The organism is Bartonella sp. 220B (genome assembly GCF_026930205.1).
In the GTDB taxonomy this organism is placed as follows: domain Bacteria; phylum Pseudomonadota; class Alphaproteobacteria; order Rhizobiales; family Rhizobiaceae; genus Bartonella.
On the sequence record NZ_JANHOI010000017.1, the window covers coordinates 1 to 15494 of the forward strand.

Annotated in this window: 19 protein-coding genes and 3 pseudogenes; 14 read left to right on the plus strand and 8 right to left on the minus strand. The window is 35.1% G+C overall.

What is annotated here, in order from left to right; all coding sequences use genetic code 11:
* The 3 genes from NPX99_RS07810 to NPX99_RS07820 form a co-directional block, all read right to left on the minus strand.
* A partial coding sequence (locus NPX99_RS07810) for a helix-turn-helix domain-containing protein (RefSeq protein WP_269031293.1) occupies positions 1–186 on the minus strand: 186 nt, incomplete at its 3' end.
* Positions 187–449: 263 nt separating this feature from the next.
* On the minus strand, positions 450–848 hold the full coding sequence (locus NPX99_RS07815; RefSeq protein WP_269031294.1) for a type II toxin-antitoxin system VapC family toxin: 399 nt from the start codon (positions 846–848) through the stop codon (positions 450–452).
* A complete protein-coding gene (locus NPX99_RS07820; protein ID WP_269031295.1) occupies positions 845–1096 on the minus strand; it encodes an AbrB/MazE/SpoVT family DNA-binding domain-containing protein in 252 nt (83 codons plus the stop codon). The genes NPX99_RS07815 and NPX99_RS07820 overlap by 4 nt, the downstream gene beginning before the upstream one ends.
* A gap of 95 nt (positions 1097–1191) precedes the next feature.
* Between NPX99_RS07820 and NPX99_RS07825 the strand changes: the two genes are divergently transcribed.
* The 5 genes and pseudogenes from NPX99_RS07825 to NPX99_RS07845 form a co-directional block, all read left to right on the plus strand.
* Positions 1192–1803, plus strand: a complete 612-nt coding sequence (locus NPX99_RS07825; RefSeq protein ID WP_269031296.1) for a Fic/DOC family protein — start codon at positions 1192–1194, stop codon at positions 1801–1803.
* Positions 1804–2650: 847 nt separating this feature from the next.
* Positions 2651–2980, plus strand: a complete 330-nt coding sequence (locus tag NPX99_RS07830) for a hypothetical protein (protein ID WP_269031297.1) — start codon at positions 2651–2653, stop codon at positions 2978–2980.
* Positions 2981–3042: 62 nt separating this feature from the next.
* Positions 3043–3553: pseudogene (locus NPX99_RS07835) on the plus strand (ATPase, T2SS/T4P/T4SS family); the annotation flags it as partial.
* A 687-nt stretch (positions 3554–4240) separates the two neighbouring features.
* Positions 4241–4723: a hypothetical protein gene (locus tag NPX99_RS07840; protein WP_269031298.1), complete on the plus strand. Its 483-nt coding sequence runs from the start codon at positions 4241–4243 to the stop codon at positions 4721–4723.
* A gap of 727 nt (positions 4724–5450) precedes the next feature.
* Positions 5451–5645: pseudogene (locus NPX99_RS07845) on the plus strand (helix-turn-helix domain-containing protein); the annotation flags it as partial.
* A gap of 20 nt (positions 5646–5665) precedes the next feature.
* Here NPX99_RS07845 and NPX99_RS07850 read toward each other — a convergent pair.
* Complete coding sequence (locus NPX99_RS07850; RefSeq protein WP_269031299.1) at positions 5666–5953, minus strand: HigA family addiction module antitoxin; 288 nt, start codon at positions 5951–5953, stop codon at positions 5666–5668.
* A gap of 15 nt (positions 5954–5968) precedes the next feature.
* The gene (locus NPX99_RS07855) at positions 5969–6247 is read right to left on the minus strand and encodes a type II toxin-antitoxin system RelE/ParE family toxin (RefSeq protein ID WP_100129247.1); all 279 of its coding nucleotides are present in this window, start codon (positions 6245–6247) and stop codon (positions 5969–5971) included.
* 228 nt (positions 6248–6475) lie between these two features.
* Between NPX99_RS07855 and NPX99_RS07860 the strand changes: the two genes are divergently transcribed.
* The 4 genes from NPX99_RS07860 to NPX99_RS07875 all read left to right on the plus strand — a co-directional run bounded on the left by NPX99_RS07860 (position 6476) and on the right by NPX99_RS07875 (position 9178).
* On the plus strand, positions 6476–7039 hold the full coding sequence (locus NPX99_RS07860) for a recombinase family protein (RefSeq protein ID WP_269031300.1): 564 nt from the start codon (positions 6476–6478) through the stop codon (positions 7037–7039).
* Between the two features lie 66 nt (positions 7040–7105).
* Positions 7106–7411: a hypothetical protein gene (locus tag NPX99_RS07865; RefSeq protein ID WP_269031301.1), complete on the plus strand. Its 306-nt coding sequence runs from the start codon at positions 7106–7108 to the stop codon at positions 7409–7411.
* Between the two features lie 58 nt (positions 7412–7469).
* Positions 7470–7952, plus strand: coding sequence for a hypothetical protein (locus tag NPX99_RS07870; RefSeq protein WP_329957949.1), 483 nt, complete (start codon positions 7470–7472; stop codon positions 7950–7952).
* Positions 7953–8188: 236 nt separating this feature from the next.
* On the plus strand, positions 8189–9178 hold the full coding sequence (locus NPX99_RS07875; protein WP_269031302.1) for a type IV secretory system conjugative DNA transfer family protein: 990 nt from the start codon (positions 8189–8191) through the stop codon (positions 9176–9178).
* Between the two features lie 33 nt (positions 9179–9211).
* Here NPX99_RS07875 and NPX99_RS07880 read toward each other — a convergent pair whose 3' ends face one another.
* On the minus strand, positions 9212–9376 hold the full coding sequence (locus NPX99_RS07880; protein WP_269031303.1) for a hypothetical protein: 165 nt from the start codon (positions 9374–9376) through the stop codon (positions 9212–9214).
* A gap of 434 nt (positions 9377–9810) precedes the next feature.
* On the minus strand, positions 9811–10389 hold the full coding sequence (locus NPX99_RS07885; protein ID WP_269031304.1) for a hypothetical protein: 579 nt from the start codon (positions 10387–10389) through the stop codon (positions 9811–9813).
* Between the two features lie 122 nt (positions 10390–10511).
* Between NPX99_RS07885 and NPX99_RS07890 the strand changes: the two genes are divergently transcribed.
* The 5 genes from NPX99_RS07890 (at position 10512) to NPX99_RS07910 (ending at position 15296) form a co-directional block, all read left to right on the plus strand.
* The gene (locus tag NPX99_RS07890) at positions 10512–10952 is read left to right on the plus strand and encodes a hypothetical protein (RefSeq protein ID WP_269031305.1); all 441 of its coding nucleotides are present in this window, start codon (positions 10512–10514) and stop codon (positions 10950–10952) included.
* 281 nt (positions 10953–11233) lie between these two features.
* Positions 11234–12574, plus strand: coding sequence for a plasmid replication protein RepC (repC, locus tag NPX99_RS07895; protein WP_269031306.1), 1341 nt, complete (start codon positions 11234–11236; stop codon positions 12572–12574).
* An 810-nt stretch (positions 12575–13384) separates the two neighbouring features.
* Positions 13385–14059 (plus strand): TrbI/VirB10 family protein, encoded by a 675-nt coding sequence (locus tag NPX99_RS07900; RefSeq protein WP_269031307.1) that lies wholly within the window; start codon positions 13385–13387, stop codon positions 14057–14059.
* 188 nt (positions 14060–14247) lie between these two features.
* Positions 14248–14928, plus strand: a complete 681-nt coding sequence (locus tag NPX99_RS07905; protein WP_269031308.1) for a ParA family protein — start codon at positions 14248–14250, stop codon at positions 14926–14928.
* Entirely contained in the window at positions 14928–15296 is a 369-nt protein-coding gene (locus tag NPX99_RS07910; RefSeq protein WP_269031309.1) for a hypothetical protein, read from the plus strand. The genes NPX99_RS07905 and NPX99_RS07910 overlap by 1 nt, the downstream gene beginning before the upstream one ends.
* 21 nt (positions 15297–15317) lie before the next feature.
* On the opposite strand, the pseudogene NPX99_RS07915 reads toward NPX99_RS07910, so the two are convergent.
* A pseudogene (locus NPX99_RS07915) lies at positions 15318–15494 on the minus strand (helix-turn-helix domain-containing protein); the annotation flags it as partial.

The following is a 15494-nucleotide window of genomic DNA, read 5'->3' on the forward strand; positions in this document are numbered from 1 at the left end:
AATTTCTTGAAAGCGTCCTGCCCCTACACGATTCAAGCCTGTTTCATATTTTTGGATTTGTTGAAAAGTTATTCCTAATTGTTTTTGAGAAATTCTCATCATTTCTCGTCTTAAGCGAATTTTTTTACCTATAGAGATGTCATTAAAATGCGGATTTTTGCTTTTAGTGCTATAGCACCTGGACATAACAAAAACTCCCAGAATACTGGGGATTCCACATGACACAATGTGGCTACTTTACGTGTTTGAACTGTAAGAGCTTTTAAGACCCCCGCTGGTCGTTGCGTATACGACCAAAATCACATGAAAAATAATAAAGTAATTTCAGGAAATTAGCAATAAAAATTAAAACAGCTTTTATTTGTTTTATAATGAGAGGCTACCCGCCTTTCAAATTTTCAGAGTTGGAGACAGTTGAACAGGACACTAATGGGTAGTATCATAACTTGTTAGGAAAGGAGTTCTGCGGACTGCCCGTTTTGCGTTAACAGGTCGATTGCTAATTTATCAAATGAAATAAAGGTTTCACCGCCTAGCCAATTACCTTCATAGGATATAACCCCATCAGCAAAATCACCACCAGCCTCAAGGATAGCAAGACCTGCTTCAACAGCTGGTCGATTCATTACTATATTACTGGTTGCTAGCAGATCATGTAACATTCCAGCTATATCTTCTTTGGATAATTTTGCACCTCGACGTAGTATCCAAACAAGTTCGCATAGACAAGGCAAAGAAATAGCTATGAGAGAAGCTTCTCTTAAAATCTTGCTTGCTACTCTACTCTGCTTTTTATCATCTTGTAAAACAGCGCGGGCTAGAACGTTTGTATCTACAGAAATCTTCATTTTTCCCCCGCCCAACCAGAAGCAGCAATTTCATTCATTTCTTCAATGGTCAGGGGTTTTTTTACTTTTCCAGCAAACCGTCCGATGAAGCTATCAATTGTACTAGTAGGTTGTGCTGCTTTTATGCGAAGTTCACCACCAGGTAGCTTATCAAAGTCAATTCGTTCACCTGGTTTAATACCAAGATGTTGCAGTAAATCCCGTTTCAACGTGATTTGTCCTTTTGCTGTAACAGTTAGTGAGGGCATAGAAAAATCCTCTTACTTATAAATATGGTTATTAAATATATGTAAAAATAATGTAAAATTCAATTACTTTTAAAAATCTAGCATATTTTCAAAATATGCAATTTAAACACATAGATAATTTTTATATCAGAAAAAACGATCCTTATACTGACCCTGAAACTGGTGTGATGTATAATCGGTTTGGTATTAAAGACCAAGCCACTCTAAGGGATGTAGAATCTACTATCATTTATGTAAGATCTTATGAACTTATGCATATTCCTATTCGTGGTGAATTTGATCTCAATCACATGAAAGAGATTCATAGAAAGCTGTTTGGGGATGTATATGAAGGGGCTGGAAAAACTCGTTTAGTGGATATTGTCAAAGGCAATAGTATGTTTGCTAGTTATAATCAGATTGAAAGTTATGCACCAAAGATTACACAACAGCTTGCAAAAGAATACTATCTGCGTGGTCTTGATATGGATGAATTTAGCCAAAGGGCTGGACATTACATGGGTGAGTTGAATGCGTTGCATCCGTTTCGAGAGGGGAATGGGCGCACTCAGCGCGAATTTATGGTGCAACTTGCTCGTGAAGCTGGTTATCATATCAACTGGAAGGGTATTGAGCGACAAGAAATGACACGTGCGTCAATTGAAGCACATTTTGGTAATTCAGGATATCTGTCTGCACTTATTCGTCAGGACCTTAATCTCTTATAACCAGCTGTGTTTGTAGTGTGTGCAACGACGATGCCAAGTTTGAAAACTGTTGTTATAAAGTCCCATAAGGGTATGGAAGAACACCCATAGATGATAAGTACTTTCGAGAAAGTTTGCTTTTTTAGTCCCACTACTCAATGCTTTAATATACCCCCTTCCAGAATATTGGAAACTGCTTTTATTCTTTTTTGTAAAGGATTTCTGAATTTTATTCAATGCAAAGGCATATATGAAAGCCAAGATTTATGTTCATGAGTAGGTAAGTAATAACGCTTTGGTTTATGGAAATGCACTTTGCAAGAGGACTTTTGCAGCATGCATTTTCATTTTTTTGCCTCTAATAGAGAGGTTAAAACAATAATGATTTAAAAATATGCGAAAAATTGCTTTCATTAGAGAAATAAGGTGAGCTCCTGCTGGAGTTATTGAATACAGCTTTAAGAGATCCCTGTGAAAAAGGGAGAATTCTCGTTATTTTTAAAAGTACTGATCTTTTCTTTGCCCAAAGGACGAATTTTTATGGTGTAAAAGATAATTGCAATGGCGGACAAAGCATCTTGTTGCTGTTCCTTCATTGGAATGATGACGTGATCAGATTGACTATACATAACTAGTTAAACGGCATACCGTACCTTCCACACTAACAATGAAAAATGGGGTTTAGATAAGGAAAAAATAAAGTATGTTAATAAAATGGGATAATTATAATATAAATTTGACAATTGTAACCAAAATGTGCATAAAATAAGTTCGTGTAATACATAATGTATATAACACAAAGAGTGGTTCTGCTTTATTTGATAGCAGAAACTGTTTATATTTATTTTTCTATAAGGAGACTTATCCTATGAGATATGTTATTTTAGCTGCAGCTTTGTTTGCCTTCTCTTCTTCAGTGCTAACTGCTCATGCTGGTAGATCGGCGCATAAGGACAAGATTGTTGCTCACATTGCAAAACAAGAAAATTATGCAGCAATAGAAGGTTACGGTCAACAGGCGATAGATCTCCTTGCAAGAATTGTGATTCCTGTGAAAAAGGATAACTCTTCATATTACGATGACAGATTTCAAGTTAGTGACAGGCATTATAGTTTTGCTGCAGATCTTGGATTTAGAGATCGTTGCGTAGATCTTCCGGGGCAGTCAACGCTAGAATGCACTTTGAAGCGGAAGTGATAGATGTAGGGAGATACTCTTGATAGATGAAGTGCACCTTGTTATACAAGGTGCACAGATCTTTGATATCTGGCAAAACCGGTTCGGGGAAAACAACACTCTCTAAAGCTTTGATTGCAAAAATTCCTGAATACGAACACATTCTCACCATTGAGGATACTCCAGAACTTGTCGTTCCGCATGCAAACAAAGTGCAGCTCTTTTATTCAAAAGACAATCAAGGGCTAGTAAAAGCGGGAGCAAAAGAACTGCTGGAATCTGGGTTACGAATGCGCCCCGATAGAATACTTACAGGAACTTCGAGACGGTACAACTTTTTACTATATCCGCAATGTCAATTCCGGTCACCCCGGCTCCATCACCACTGTTCATGCCTCAACAGCGCTTGCAGCCTTTGAACAAATGACCCTTCTTGTAAAAGAAAGTGATGGAGGCGCTAATTTAGCACGTGATGATATCCGCGGTTTATTAATTTCTATGATTGATGTCATCATTCAATGCAAACGTCTTGAAGGAAAATTTCGTGTCACAGAAATCTATTACGATCCTTTCAAACGCCGTGATGCCTTTTAAAAAACACAAAGTCAAGTAAATAAACATAAAAAAAGCGAAGCTGAAAAGCAACTAAACTATAAGAAAAGGTATCTCTCACAACATTACATCTGCGCCAGAAATTTACCATCACTGGTTACAAAAGCTGAAAACGTAGCAAAATCCATGAGATCAGACCCGCGTTTTATGAGGGGACTAACAATCCTTGGTTCTTATAGTAAAGGAAACCCCTACGGGGCGCCTACCGGCGTCCTTGACAAAGAACCTAACGGCTTGTTTTGTCCCTCTCACGCGGCTCCGAAATCATGATTAAAACAAAGAGCTTGGAAGGGCAATCAAAGGGAAAAAACAGAAAAATTGATAAAAAATAATAAGGTCTTTTATGATATAAGTATTTGAAAATATTATAAAAAATATCAAAAAAGAGTAAAAAACAATTGACAATAAAGACGTATTTTGTTATATAAATACTCAAGTGCTAGAAACACTGAACAACTAGCGGATAGATTACGAAACAATCTTTCCCATATTTAAAAAATGACTGTCTTTTATGTTCTAAAAATGTATAATGACTTTGTCGGGTGTGGTTACACCATACAATACCCTTTATGGGAAAAGTGTAACGACGGACTAGTTGCCGTGTTTCTAGCGCCCGACCTCTCATTAGGGGTGTCAATTGAAACTTTTTTACGACTAGGAAATATTCCAATGAAAAAATATGAATTTACAGAAGAAACCAGAAAAATTGAAGGTGTTACACTTTATCGCATTCGTGCCTTAAGAGATTTTGGAAATGTTAAGGCTGGAGATCGTGGTGGTTTTATTGAAAAAGAAGAAAACCTCTCTCATGAAGGAAATTGCTGGGTTGCTGGTAATGCATGGGTTTTCAATGATGCCCATGTTTATGGAAATGCAAAAGTCTTAGGTTCTGCTCGTATTAAGCCAAAAGCAAGAGTTTATGATAATGCCGTTATATGCGGAGCATCAAAAATTCATGGTTCTGTTTATGGCAGTGCACAAGTGACTGGTTATCACACCATTAGAGGTTTGGTGCATGGCAATGCAATCTTAAAAAGAAAAGGTTCTTCATATCACAAACAAAACTACCGCTATATATATGGGATTCCTAAGGATTGTGAAATTTATGAAGGTGATACGGTTGTAAAGATTGTTGAAAATCAAGCAGCGTAAATAACAGGCGCGGGGGGCGCCTGCTTTATTGTTATAACGATCATTAAAAAGAAGTTTTAAACAATAAAAAATCCTATAATTATAATAATTTACTTGAAATTATATCCATATGGATATATAAATAATCATAGGTAAAATAGAACGTATTATTTAGCGTAAAGTGTTCTATAGATACGAATATGGGAGGGGGTAATGGGCACTCTGTCTACTAACAAGTTAGATACAAAAAAACAAAATCCAGTTTCCAAACATCCAATTCTAATAGCACTCATGCGGAGAGTATTGTCCATAGCACGCAAAATATTGAAAATATGTCTCTTTTTGCTTTTCCTTTTTCTTATTCGTAAACCGGTTATTGTTATAACAAATTTTATAGCAGGGGCGAGTTTATTAATGTTATTCTTTCTTTTTTGGGGATATATATCGGGTACCTCGTTCTATGGACATCAAACAGAAATGGTCATTGGTTATACCGTCATGATGTTTCTCTTTTTAGCAGTTAATTGGAGATATGATACTCTCCTATTACGGTTAGCTCCTCCTGATTATGATCTTATGCTTTTTAAGTAATGCGCAGAATAACGAGAAAGAAACGGGAATGATTAATGTTCTTCATAAGAGTTCCAATGTTTACGCAGATCTTGGTTTTCCAGATTCTAGAGAGATGCTTCTTAAAGCCCAACTTGCTTGCAAAATTAGTCAAATTCTTTAAGAAAAGAACTTAACTCAACGAGAAGCTAGTCGACTTTTGAAAATGACACAACCTAAATTGTCTAGGCTTTTGAATGGAGAATTCCGAGGGATTAGTGAGATGAAAATGCTCGAGTGTCTAACGAGATTAGGAAATGATATCAAAATTGTTGTTAGTTCTGAAAAAGTTAAAACACCAGAAGGGCATCTTGAAGTTGTTTTTGCTTCTTAAAAAAGCATTTCAATAAGATACTACCAAGAGCTAGTACAAAGAGGATGTATTTTAGGTTGTTTCTGTTTGAGAGCTTTTGCTAAATTATAATTTGTTTGCATAGCTAGCCAAGCGCGTGCAGTGCTTATGCCAGCCATTTCAAGCCTAATAGCGAGATTGGGACTAATAGCAGCTTTGCCATTTAAAACCCTAGAAAATGATACACGAGACATACCAAGCCGTTCAGCTGTTTCAGTAACAGATAAACCAAGCTCTGCGATTACATCTTCACGCAAGAGTTCTCCAGGGTGTGGAGGGTTTTTCATCATTTTTTAGCTATCCTTTCAATGATAATCTAGATAATCGACCAATTCAACATCTATGCCAACAAAGCGGAATATTACACGCCAATTTCCATTCACAGTAATTGACCAATAGCCCTTAAGATCACCTTTTAGAGGATGTAATCGAAAGGACGGATAATTCAAGTCATTTGGAGATATAGCCACATCAAGAGCACCTAAAATACGTCTTAACTTTTGAGTATGAGCAGACTGAATTCCTTTTGTAGTACCGGTATTATAGAAAGCTTCAAGCCCTTTATGTTTAAATCCCAAAATCATGATTAATTGTAATGTGTATCGTTACAAAATTCAATAAGAAATTGTTCATTGCCGTTAAAAAACACCTTATAATTTTCTCAGTTTTTTCTCTTTAAGTGCCTTTCCAAGCTCTTTGTTTTAATCATAATATTTGATACTCTCTAAAATAGCTAAAAAATATATATCATTAATCGATTTTTTTAATTTATGATACTAATCTTGTATCAAAAACGATTTATGAGATTCTGAATGGCACTTTTAGGTTATGCGAGAGTATCAACTAATAAACAAAAGCTAGCTCTTCAAATTATTGAACTTCAAAATGCTGGAGTACGCGAAGACCGTATATTCACAGATATAAGGACAGGTTCTACAGATAAACGGGAAGGTTTACAGCGGCTGCTTGGGCGTGCAGAAAGGGATGATACTATTCTCTGTACAAAAATGGACCGGCTTGGGCGTAACACTGCTGATATGATCTCTATCGTTGATAGTTGTTACAAGAAGGGCGTGTTTATTCGTTTTCTGGAAAATGGTCTCAGTACTGAAGGAACAATGGGGAAAATGGTTATACAGATTTTAGCTGCTGTAGCAGAAGCTGAACGTGCACGTATTTTAGAACGAACGAATGAGGGGCGTGTTGCTGCTATGGCGGCAGGTGTAAAATTTGGCCGAAAGCCTCATCCGAAGAGAGAGATGACACTTATGCTGATTAAACAAGGAGTATCATCTAAAATTGTTAAGGAAAAAACGGGGATCTCTCATGCTACTTATTTTAGGTTGAAAAAGCAGATTTCTTTACAGAAACCATAGATACTTTATTATTTAATTCAACCATTAGATTAATGTTTAAATACATATTACAGAAAGGAGTTTTCTATGAAAAAAGAATTGCCAAAAAGTTATATGACTGATGCTGAACGTGAAGAATTGCGAGCAGGAGGCTTAGGCTTAGATAGTATCTATCTTTCTGAAGCAGAAGCAGCAGAGAAAGCTAATGATGGTCAAACAGTATGGGAATGGCTAGCAATGGTTGAACTACCTGCTCATACACTTCTGAATCTTAAGCACCATAATGGAGCACAATTTATTCGTGATATGGGTTTTCTTACCAAGAATGCTGATGAGGAATATGGTCCAAACTGGTTAGACAAAGATGTTATTATAGGAGGTCATCATTTCTGATAGGATAAAACGAATTATAGCGCTAGAAGATGCACGTACACAAATTTCTAATGCTGCGTTGACTACCAAGAAATTGCAAAGTGCGCGAAATTATTTATACAATCATATGCGCGATATTGGTAAAAGTGGAAATTTATTGTTGCTCCTCGAGGAGGAGCGTTACATCGTAGCAAATGATTTGGTTAAGTATGGCAATAGCAAGTCTATGATAAGTAGCCTTAAAACAGCGTTGACTGAGATTGATACTGTTAGGAAGCATGCAGCGTTTATAGAAAATCCTGAGAAATATCAGGTGATAAATGAGGCTTATAATTTACCAAAAAATCGGAAAGGTGGTTTGCCTTATGATGAAGCGCGACAAGCAATGGCATCCCATTACACACGTTTGGGAAATTTGGATAAATCTCGTTTAACAGACATTGAAAAAGCAATCATTGATGTGCGGAGGGACAATATGAAGGTGATGCGAAAGCTTTATGAAAAAATGCAAGCCAAAGCTATAGGTATAGATCTTGCGCGCGATAAAGGTCATTCTCTTTGAGAGGGTAAAACATATACAATGTTTTATTTTTTTTGAGTTTGATGTATAGATAGACAGCGTATGCTTTAATGGGGGGAGATTTGGGAAATCAATCGACGCATATACCCAAAGAAAAATCTCGATTGAGATTTATCTTTTTATTCATTATATATTTTATTCTCCTTAATCAATTTTGTACACAATATTTAGCGCATATTTTTCATTATAGTGTTTCTCTTGGTTCCAATTTTAAAGGGGTGTATTCACCCTTTTCTTGGTTTTCCTGGGTCTTTAAATTTTATGATTATGCTCCTAGTCAGTGTAATATAATATTTGTTCTCTTTTGTGCTGGTCTTTTAATTGGATTTGTAGGTTTTACTCTTTGGTCGGGTTTTTCTTCAAGGAGTAATAGAAGTACTGATGATCTTCACGGAACAGCGCATTTTGCGACTTTTGATGAAATTCAAGAAATGGGGCTTGTTCCCCATAATCAAAAAGGAAAGGGCGTTTATTGTGGAGCATTTCCTGATCCAAAAACAGGAATGTTGCATTATTTACGCCATGATGGACCAGAACACATAGCAGCTTTAGCACCTACGCGTTTTGGTAAAGGTGTTGGTTTAGTAGTTCCTACGCTTTTAAGCTGTCCGCATAGTCTTTTTGTTCTTGATACAAAAGGAGAGAATTATGCTATGACAGCAGGATGGCGTAAAAATAATGCGGGGAACAAGATCTTAAGATTTGATCCAGCAGAGCCGAATGTTGGATGTTCATGGAATCCATTAGGAGAAATTCGTTTCAGAACACGTTATCAAGTAGCGGATGCACAAAACATAGCCTTAATGGTTATTGATGATGATGGAAAAGGGATTGCTGGTGACCATTTTAGATCTGCTGCTTTTGAACTTTTGAATGGTCTCATTCTTCATGCTCTTTACAAACTTCATGCTCTTTACAAAGCAGAAAAAATTGGACGTGTTCCTTGTTTGCAAGACTGTGCACATATGTTAACGGGAGTAGGGGATTTTGCTGATATAGGTTTAAAGACTGCTGGAACTATGGCTTCTCTTTGTGTCCCTGGAATGGAAGGGGCTGAAAATCTGAGTCTTAACGCTCAACATCTACCACTAGAAAATAATGACGTCCAATTTTCTAGTGGTAATAAATCTCAATCTGATGAAGTTAAAACAAACAGTATTATTGAAAATACGATTTCTGGAACATCATTTGGAGAAGACAAAAATTAAAGACGCTAATATTTATTGTTGAATAGTGTGTTTTTAAAATGCATGTCCCTCATCTGTAGAAGGTAGTTTTTTTTCAAAAAACTCTTTAGCTTGTTTTTCTTGTTGTTCTCGACGTTTTTCTTCTTCACTTTTACCACAACCAGTAATACTTAATCCTATAGTCAACATAGCAATACATAATAAAATAAACTTTTTCATTTTACCCCTCTTTAAATATTCCCCATAAAGATGGGGTTTTAATTTTCTATCAGTTTTTTAGTTAGCGTTGTCAGTGGCAGAGTGCAAGAAAAATTCAAGACAGATACCGTATGAGTTTGTTATATATGAGTTTGTTATAAAAGAAAATGAGAAGGAAAGGACCAAAACTGGATATAAACGACAAAATTGTAAAGTGCACAAGTCCTTTTGTCCAATTCATTTCAAATATTGACACTGTAATAGGAATTGCTATTAGCCCTAGAAAGCTTATAAGCATTATAATGCTTAGTATCACTCTTAATGGACCACTAAACCATAAAAGAAAAAGTACTAATGGCTTTTTGCATATTTGTATTTTGGTCACTACTTTCCCCCCTTTAATTTTTTTATGCTTTACTACTTTAGGATATACAAAAAACGATAAATGATACAAGTCATTTTTTTATAAAATTCTCGAGATCTGTTTGATGTCCGTCAGATGGAATATCGAGTTTAGCAGAAGAAGGTTTCTTTTGATATTCTTTTAGAAAAGTAATTTGATCACTTTTGAAGAATAGAATAGGATTTACCCAATATTGATTAGGCAATTTTGGTTTCAAAATGCCTTTTTGTATGAGTTCTCTCAAGCCACCGTAAAATGTTCTATCTGTCATATCGAGTTTTTGTCCATTAACTCCTCCATTATACCAAATAAGAGTAATACTTCCATCATTATTATCTTGATTGGAGTGATATGTTTGTAAAGCTAGGACAAGAGCTCGATAACCAGTGCGAGATAGATCAAAAATGGCTTGAATTCCAGCCGCAAATATTTTTACGAAGTTTTGTTCGTCTTCTTCCTCAATAACATGAATTATAGGTATATCGATCATCTTACCAGTATCTGGATTGAAGAATTTTTTCTGCGTGATACGTGTCTTAATAATCTGATTAGCAGTGTAAGCTTCAGGTTTATTGATGAACGGATTTTCAAATGGAAAATACCGTCCTTGTCGAAAATTGTTCTCTTTCATTCAAATGTCCATATACACACTGAAATTTTTTTTCAAAAAATAGAATAATAATTGACATTTACAGAAGAATCATTTCTATTCTAATCTACTTATTTTATATTATGACAATTATATTACCATAAATGACAGTTAGTATATCAGACAAGCAAAGAAAGCAAACAGTTAGGCATAATCAAAATCCTTTCGCTAATGATATTGTGGTTTCTCTTAAAGACCCTCAAGAGCAGATTGTTGTCGATATTGCACTCATTTATGATCTCAAAGCAGTAGGAATCAAAGTTTTTTTAGTTCTGGCTTGGATACTCCAAAACAGACTAATTCATACGAATGCTGTGATTTTAGATCAAGCTGTTTTAAAAACGTTTCTTGCTGCACAAAAAAGAAAACTAGCATTATCACCAACGACCTTTTTTCGTGGTGTAGCAGAGTTAGAAAAAGCTGGTATTATTGCTAAACAAAATCATAGAGCTTGGTATTTTATTAATCCAAACCTTGTTTTTAGTGACAAGCATATTGTTTTCACAAGGGATATTGAATTGAAGAATAGGAAGACGGGGACCTAAATTTACTATATTGAAAAGATTTTTCTTTTCAATATAGTTATTATCTTGACTCGTTGTGTAAAGTTGTGAGTCGTTTAAAATAGAGGATAAGGCAATACAATGGCAAGAAAGTAAAAACCCTTCTGCAGAACAGAAGGGCTTCTAAAATATCGTAAAGATAAATTAAATTATTAAAAAGCAACTCCTAATTTAATTTATCTCGGCAAGTTCTGCAAGAGAAATTTTGTAGAAAATGGATATTTTTAACTTTTTTGCCTCTACAAAGAGAGGTTTTAAAAATTATGGTTAAGAAAATATCTGGAAGACGGATAGATGCACATCATATAGAATATAGAAAGTTAGCAGATAGCGCTCAGATGGGTTCCATAAGCCGTGGCCAATTGATTGGATTGGCTAGAAATATGAAAAAAGCTAAGCTTCTTAAAGAAACTGAAGGCGAACTTCTTATTGAGTTATTGAATACTGCTTCAAAAGCTTCATTTGAAAAAGGTGGAGTTCCTGTTGTTTTCAAAAGTAATAGACAACTTAGTTATGACATTAATCGTTGTGAATCACGTGTTAGTTTCTTACTTTCACGCCTTTATGATCAAGGCTTTATTGTTATGCGCGATTCTAGTAACTTTAAACGCTATTCAGTGCATAGCAATGATAACGAGATGGCTTGTGGTATTGATTTGCGTATTCTTGTCGCTCGATACGATGAACTCAAGCAAAAGACAGATATATTAAGAGAAGATGCTGATAAGCGGAAAGACGCTGTGCATTACTTTCGCGGTTTGGTGCGTCAAATTAAAGACTCTTGTGCGTTAATGGAAGCTACCTCTTTTACAGCACTGCTTTTTTCTAGAATGCAAAAAATTATTGATATTATTGGTAAACCAACCAAAGCTTCATTTGAAAAATTGCAAAAAGCAAGCCGTATTTTTGAATGGATTTTGCAACGAGTTTTTAAGCAAAAAATATCAAAAACAAGATACAGGTATTGTGCTGACAAGATACATATAAAATATACAACCCTTAACTATAATTATAATTGTAACAAAAAGGAGTGTTCAGAAAAATCTGAACACACTCAAATCAACAACGTGACTTTCAGTCACGATAAAAAGGCTTATGAAAATAAAGAGAAAGGCAAAACCAAAGATACTTCATTCTCAAACAATTCTACATTGCCTCAAATCAAACCAGAGCTGTTAATTAGAGCATTGCCTAATACCGCTATGTTTTTCAAACATGGATTGCAATCTGAAAGGGATTTAATCGGTTCTATGGAGTTTTTATCAAAAATGAAAGGAATTTCCTCTCATGCACTCCAAGAAGCTAAACGAATTATGGGAATTAAAAAAGCTGCTCTTGCTGTTGCTATTATCGTGGAAAAACATTGCAAGAACCTCATTAAATCCCCTGGCGGATATCTACGCGGTATGATTGCTAAAGAAAGCAAAGGTGAATTGTATCTAGAACGTTCTTTTTATGCTTTGTTGAATGAAGAATTTGAAGAAAAATTTAATGATTTACCCATGGCCGAAAATGACAAAATCAGATCAAATGATGAAGAAATCCCCTTGTTTAAATCCGAATTAAATGAAATTTTCAAAAATCTAAACAAAAAATTCGCGTAGAAAATGAGACTTTTAAAACAAATAGGAGATGAATGATGAAATCTTTTTCAATTTTTAGAATAAAGAAAGAGGTTAGATTAAGAAACATCCTGCGGGGATAAAACATAATAACCTCCTCCTTAAAAAGAGTTCTTATATGATAAGTTGCCATTTGGCAAGAAAATATCTAAAAATTTTTATTTTACTCAGAAATTAATCACAAAAGTTCTTAATTTTTTAATGAGAGGCTATCCGCCTCTCAAACTATCAAGAACACTCACCAAAATCATGATCTCAGATCCGCGTTTCATGTTTGGTCCTTCTCACGCGGCTCCGGAATCATGATGAAAGGGAGAGCTTATAAGGGGGGAAAAAACAGAAAAATTGATAAAAAATAATAAGGTCTTTTATGAGATAAATATTTGAAAATATTAGAAAAAATATCAAAAAAAGAGTAAAAAACAATTGACAATAAAGACGTATTTTGTTATATAAATATTCAAGTGCTGAAAACACTTAGCGATAAGCGGATAGATTACCGAAACAATCTTTCCCATGCTTTTAAAAAACTGACTGTTCTTTATGTTTTAAAAACGTATAATGATCTTGTCGGGTGTGGTTACACTATACAATACTCTTTATGGGAAAAATGTAACGACGGACTTATCGCCGTGTTTTCAGCACCCGGCACCCATTATGGGTGTCAATTGAAAACTACGATAAGAAAGAAATTTCAATGAAAAAATATAAATTTGTAGAAGAAGCCAGAAAAATTGAAGGTGTCACACTTTATCGCATTCGTGCTTTAAGAGACTTTGGTGATATCAAGGAGTGAAGAAAATTCCAGAACAAAAACAAATTGAGAAAGTTATAGATGAAGAAGATGAAGCACAGAAAAGATTATTAACACGTATTCTAGAGAGACGTTTAGCTAAAATGGAAGCTGCTTTAGATTCCGAACCAACGGTTTCTTTTACAATGGATTCAGGGATAAAAAGACAATCTCAAATACAGAATAATTCTCAAAAAGCAACACTTGAGAGTTTATTTGGTAAATCTGGATTAGCACCGAACGCATCATTTTCTAATGGTGATGGAGGGCATGCCCCTAATATGCAATCGCAAAAGATTGCTTCTTTATCCCTTGGAAATATGCCAGGTTCTGATCAATCTGGTTATGCGGGATTTAAGGATAAAGTGAATAATCATTATTTAAAAATTTTTGGTAATGCTCTTATGCTTTCTGTTATTTCAGGAGCTTCACAAATGTCTCAAAAAACACACAAGACAGGCAATGAAGACAGTAAATTAGAAACGGCAAAAGAGACATTAGCAGCAGAACTTGGTAGACAATGGGGAGAAGTTGGGATTGAAATGACCCGTAAAAATTTAAATATTCAACCAACAATTACCATTCGTCCTGGTTATAACTTCAACGTTATGGTGACTAAAGATATCATTTTGTCCCCTTGGCAAGGACATCCAATGGCGGCGCTTCCTTATTAATTTTTAAATTAGTTTTAAAATCAATTATAAAAATAAGTGAGCATATATTATACATATAATATATGACCATCATACGTACAGCATGTGTCTCACATATGTAATATGTATTTCTTGTGTATGTTAATCATATGTTAAGCGTATGCTGTATATACTTATAACATATGTAAAACATACGTAAGGATTTTAGTATGCCAACAATTGTATTTTGTTCCACAAAAGGTGGAGTTGGAAAATCAACATCAGCTCTTGTTCTTTCACAAGTTCTAGCTCGACATGGTTCAAAGGTTAAAATAATAGATACTGATCCTAATCAACCTATTGCGGATGAATGGTGGGAAAATGCTAGTCCTAATTATCCACTAAACATAGATGTTCAGGGAGGGGTTAATGAGAATACTATTATTGATGTGATAGATGAAGCAGCAAATACACATAGTTTTGTTATTGTTGATCTTGAAGGGTCCGCGAATATAACAGCGTCATATGCTATTAGCCGTTCTGATATGGTTATTATTCCTATGGCGGGAACAAAACTTGATAGTCGTGAAGCTGCAAAAGTCATTTCTTTTATAGCACGTGAGGGAAAAGCAAGAAGAAGTGATATTCCTTATCGTATTATGTTTTCAAAATGTTCTGTAATACAGACCCGTGAAGAAAAAGAGATACGTAGAGAATTGATTGAAGCAAAACTTCCTGTTTTGGCGCATGGAATGATGAATAAAGCTGCTTTTTCATCTATCTTTGGTTTCGGGTGTACTCTTTATCAGTTAAATAAACAAGATGTATCAAATGCTGAATCCGCTATAGAGAATGCCGAACAAGTTGCCGCTGATATTGTGCAAGCATTAAAGCTTGAAGGAGTAATGTGATGACAAAAGAGCGTAAACCAACATTTGCTGTTTTAGATAATTTATCTACAGTAGAACCTACAACAAAAGCTCCTAAGCGTGATAAGCAAGAGATTGATAAAATTGCACAACAAAGTGGTTTTACAACACGTCACGCATCTTTCGAAAATTACAACGAACCTATTTTAACTAAATCTGGTCATGTTGATGGTCGTTCTAAACGCCGGAGTATGAGAACTAATCGTATAACTCTTGCAATTCGACCAGATGTTGATGAAGAATTTCGAGCGCTTGCTGAGAAGTTGACGCCGCCTGGACAAAATCTTTTAACCCTTGGTGATGTTTTACAGTTTTTAATACGCCATTACAACAATTCTGCAAAAGGTTAATAAACAGAAGGGGACTTAGTTTTACTCAGAAATTAACCACAAAAGTGCTTTCCGTTTTTTAGCTTTAAGCACTCTGAAATTTCTCAAAAGCAAATATTCCTCTTTGTTAGATATTCCTTCGTCACTATGGTACGAGGTATTTTCTTTTGTTGAAATATCGGTGTAAAAAAAGGTAATGGGGACATCCAGTATGTTAAC

What these genes read in the sequence shown, in the direction of transcription:
- NPX99_RS07855 (WP_100129247.1), bottom strand. Translation starts at nt 6,247, where the DNA reads ATGATTTTGGGATTTAAACATAAAGGGCTTGAAGCTTTCTATAATACC.
- NPX99_RS07840 (WP_269031298.1), top strand. Translation starts at nt 4,241, where the DNA reads ATGAAAAAATATGAATTTACAGAAGAAACCAGAAAAATTGAAGGTGTT.
- NPX99_RS07890 (WP_269031305.1), top strand. Translation starts at nt 10,512, where the DNA reads ATGACAGTTAGTATATCAGACAAGCAAAGAAAGCAAACAGTTAGGCAT.
- NPX99_RS07820 (WP_269031295.1), bottom strand. Translation starts at nt 1,096, where the DNA reads ATGCCCTCACTAACTGTTACAGCAAAAGGACAAATCACGTTGAAACGG.
- NPX99_RS07865 (WP_269031301.1), top strand. Translation starts at nt 7,106, where the DNA reads ATGAAAAAAGAATTGCCAAAAAGTTATATGACTGATGCTGAACGTGAA.
- NPX99_RS07815 (WP_269031294.1), bottom strand. Translation starts at nt 848, where the DNA reads ATGAAGATTTCTGTAGATACAAACGTTCTAGCCCGCGCTGTTTTACAA.
- NPX99_RS07880 (WP_269031303.1), bottom strand. Translation starts at nt 9,376, where the DNA reads ATGAAAAAGTTTATTTTATTATGTATTGCTATGTTGACTATAGGATTA.
- NPX99_RS07885 (WP_269031304.1), bottom strand. Translation starts at nt 10,389, where the DNA reads ATGAAAGAGAACAATTTTCGACAAGGACGGTATTTTCCATTTGAAAAT.
- NPX99_RS07905 (WP_269031308.1), top strand. Translation starts at nt 14,248, where the DNA reads ATGCCAACAATTGTATTTTGTTCCACAAAAGGTGGAGTTGGAAAATCA.
- NPX99_RS07830 (WP_269031297.1), top strand. Translation starts at nt 2,651, where the DNA reads ATGAGATATGTTATTTTAGCTGCAGCTTTGTTTGCCTTCTCTTCTTCA.
- repC (WP_269031306.1), top strand. Translation starts at nt 11,234, where the DNA reads ATGGTTAAGAAAATATCTGGAAGACGGATAGATGCACATCATATAGAA.
- NPX99_RS07910 (WP_269031309.1), top strand. Translation starts at nt 14,928, where the DNA reads ATGACAAAAGAGCGTAAACCAACATTTGCTGTTTTAGATAATTTATCT.
- NPX99_RS07860 (WP_269031300.1), top strand. Translation starts at nt 6,476, where the DNA reads ATGGCACTTTTAGGTTATGCGAGAGTATCAACTAATAAACAAAAGCTA.
- NPX99_RS07825 (WP_269031296.1), top strand. Translation starts at nt 1,192, where the DNA reads ATGCAATTTAAACACATAGATAATTTTTATATCAGAAAAAACGATCCT.
- NPX99_RS07850 (WP_269031299.1), bottom strand. Translation starts at nt 5,953, where the DNA reads ATGATGAAAAACCCTCCACACCCTGGAGAACTCTTGCGTGAAGATGTA.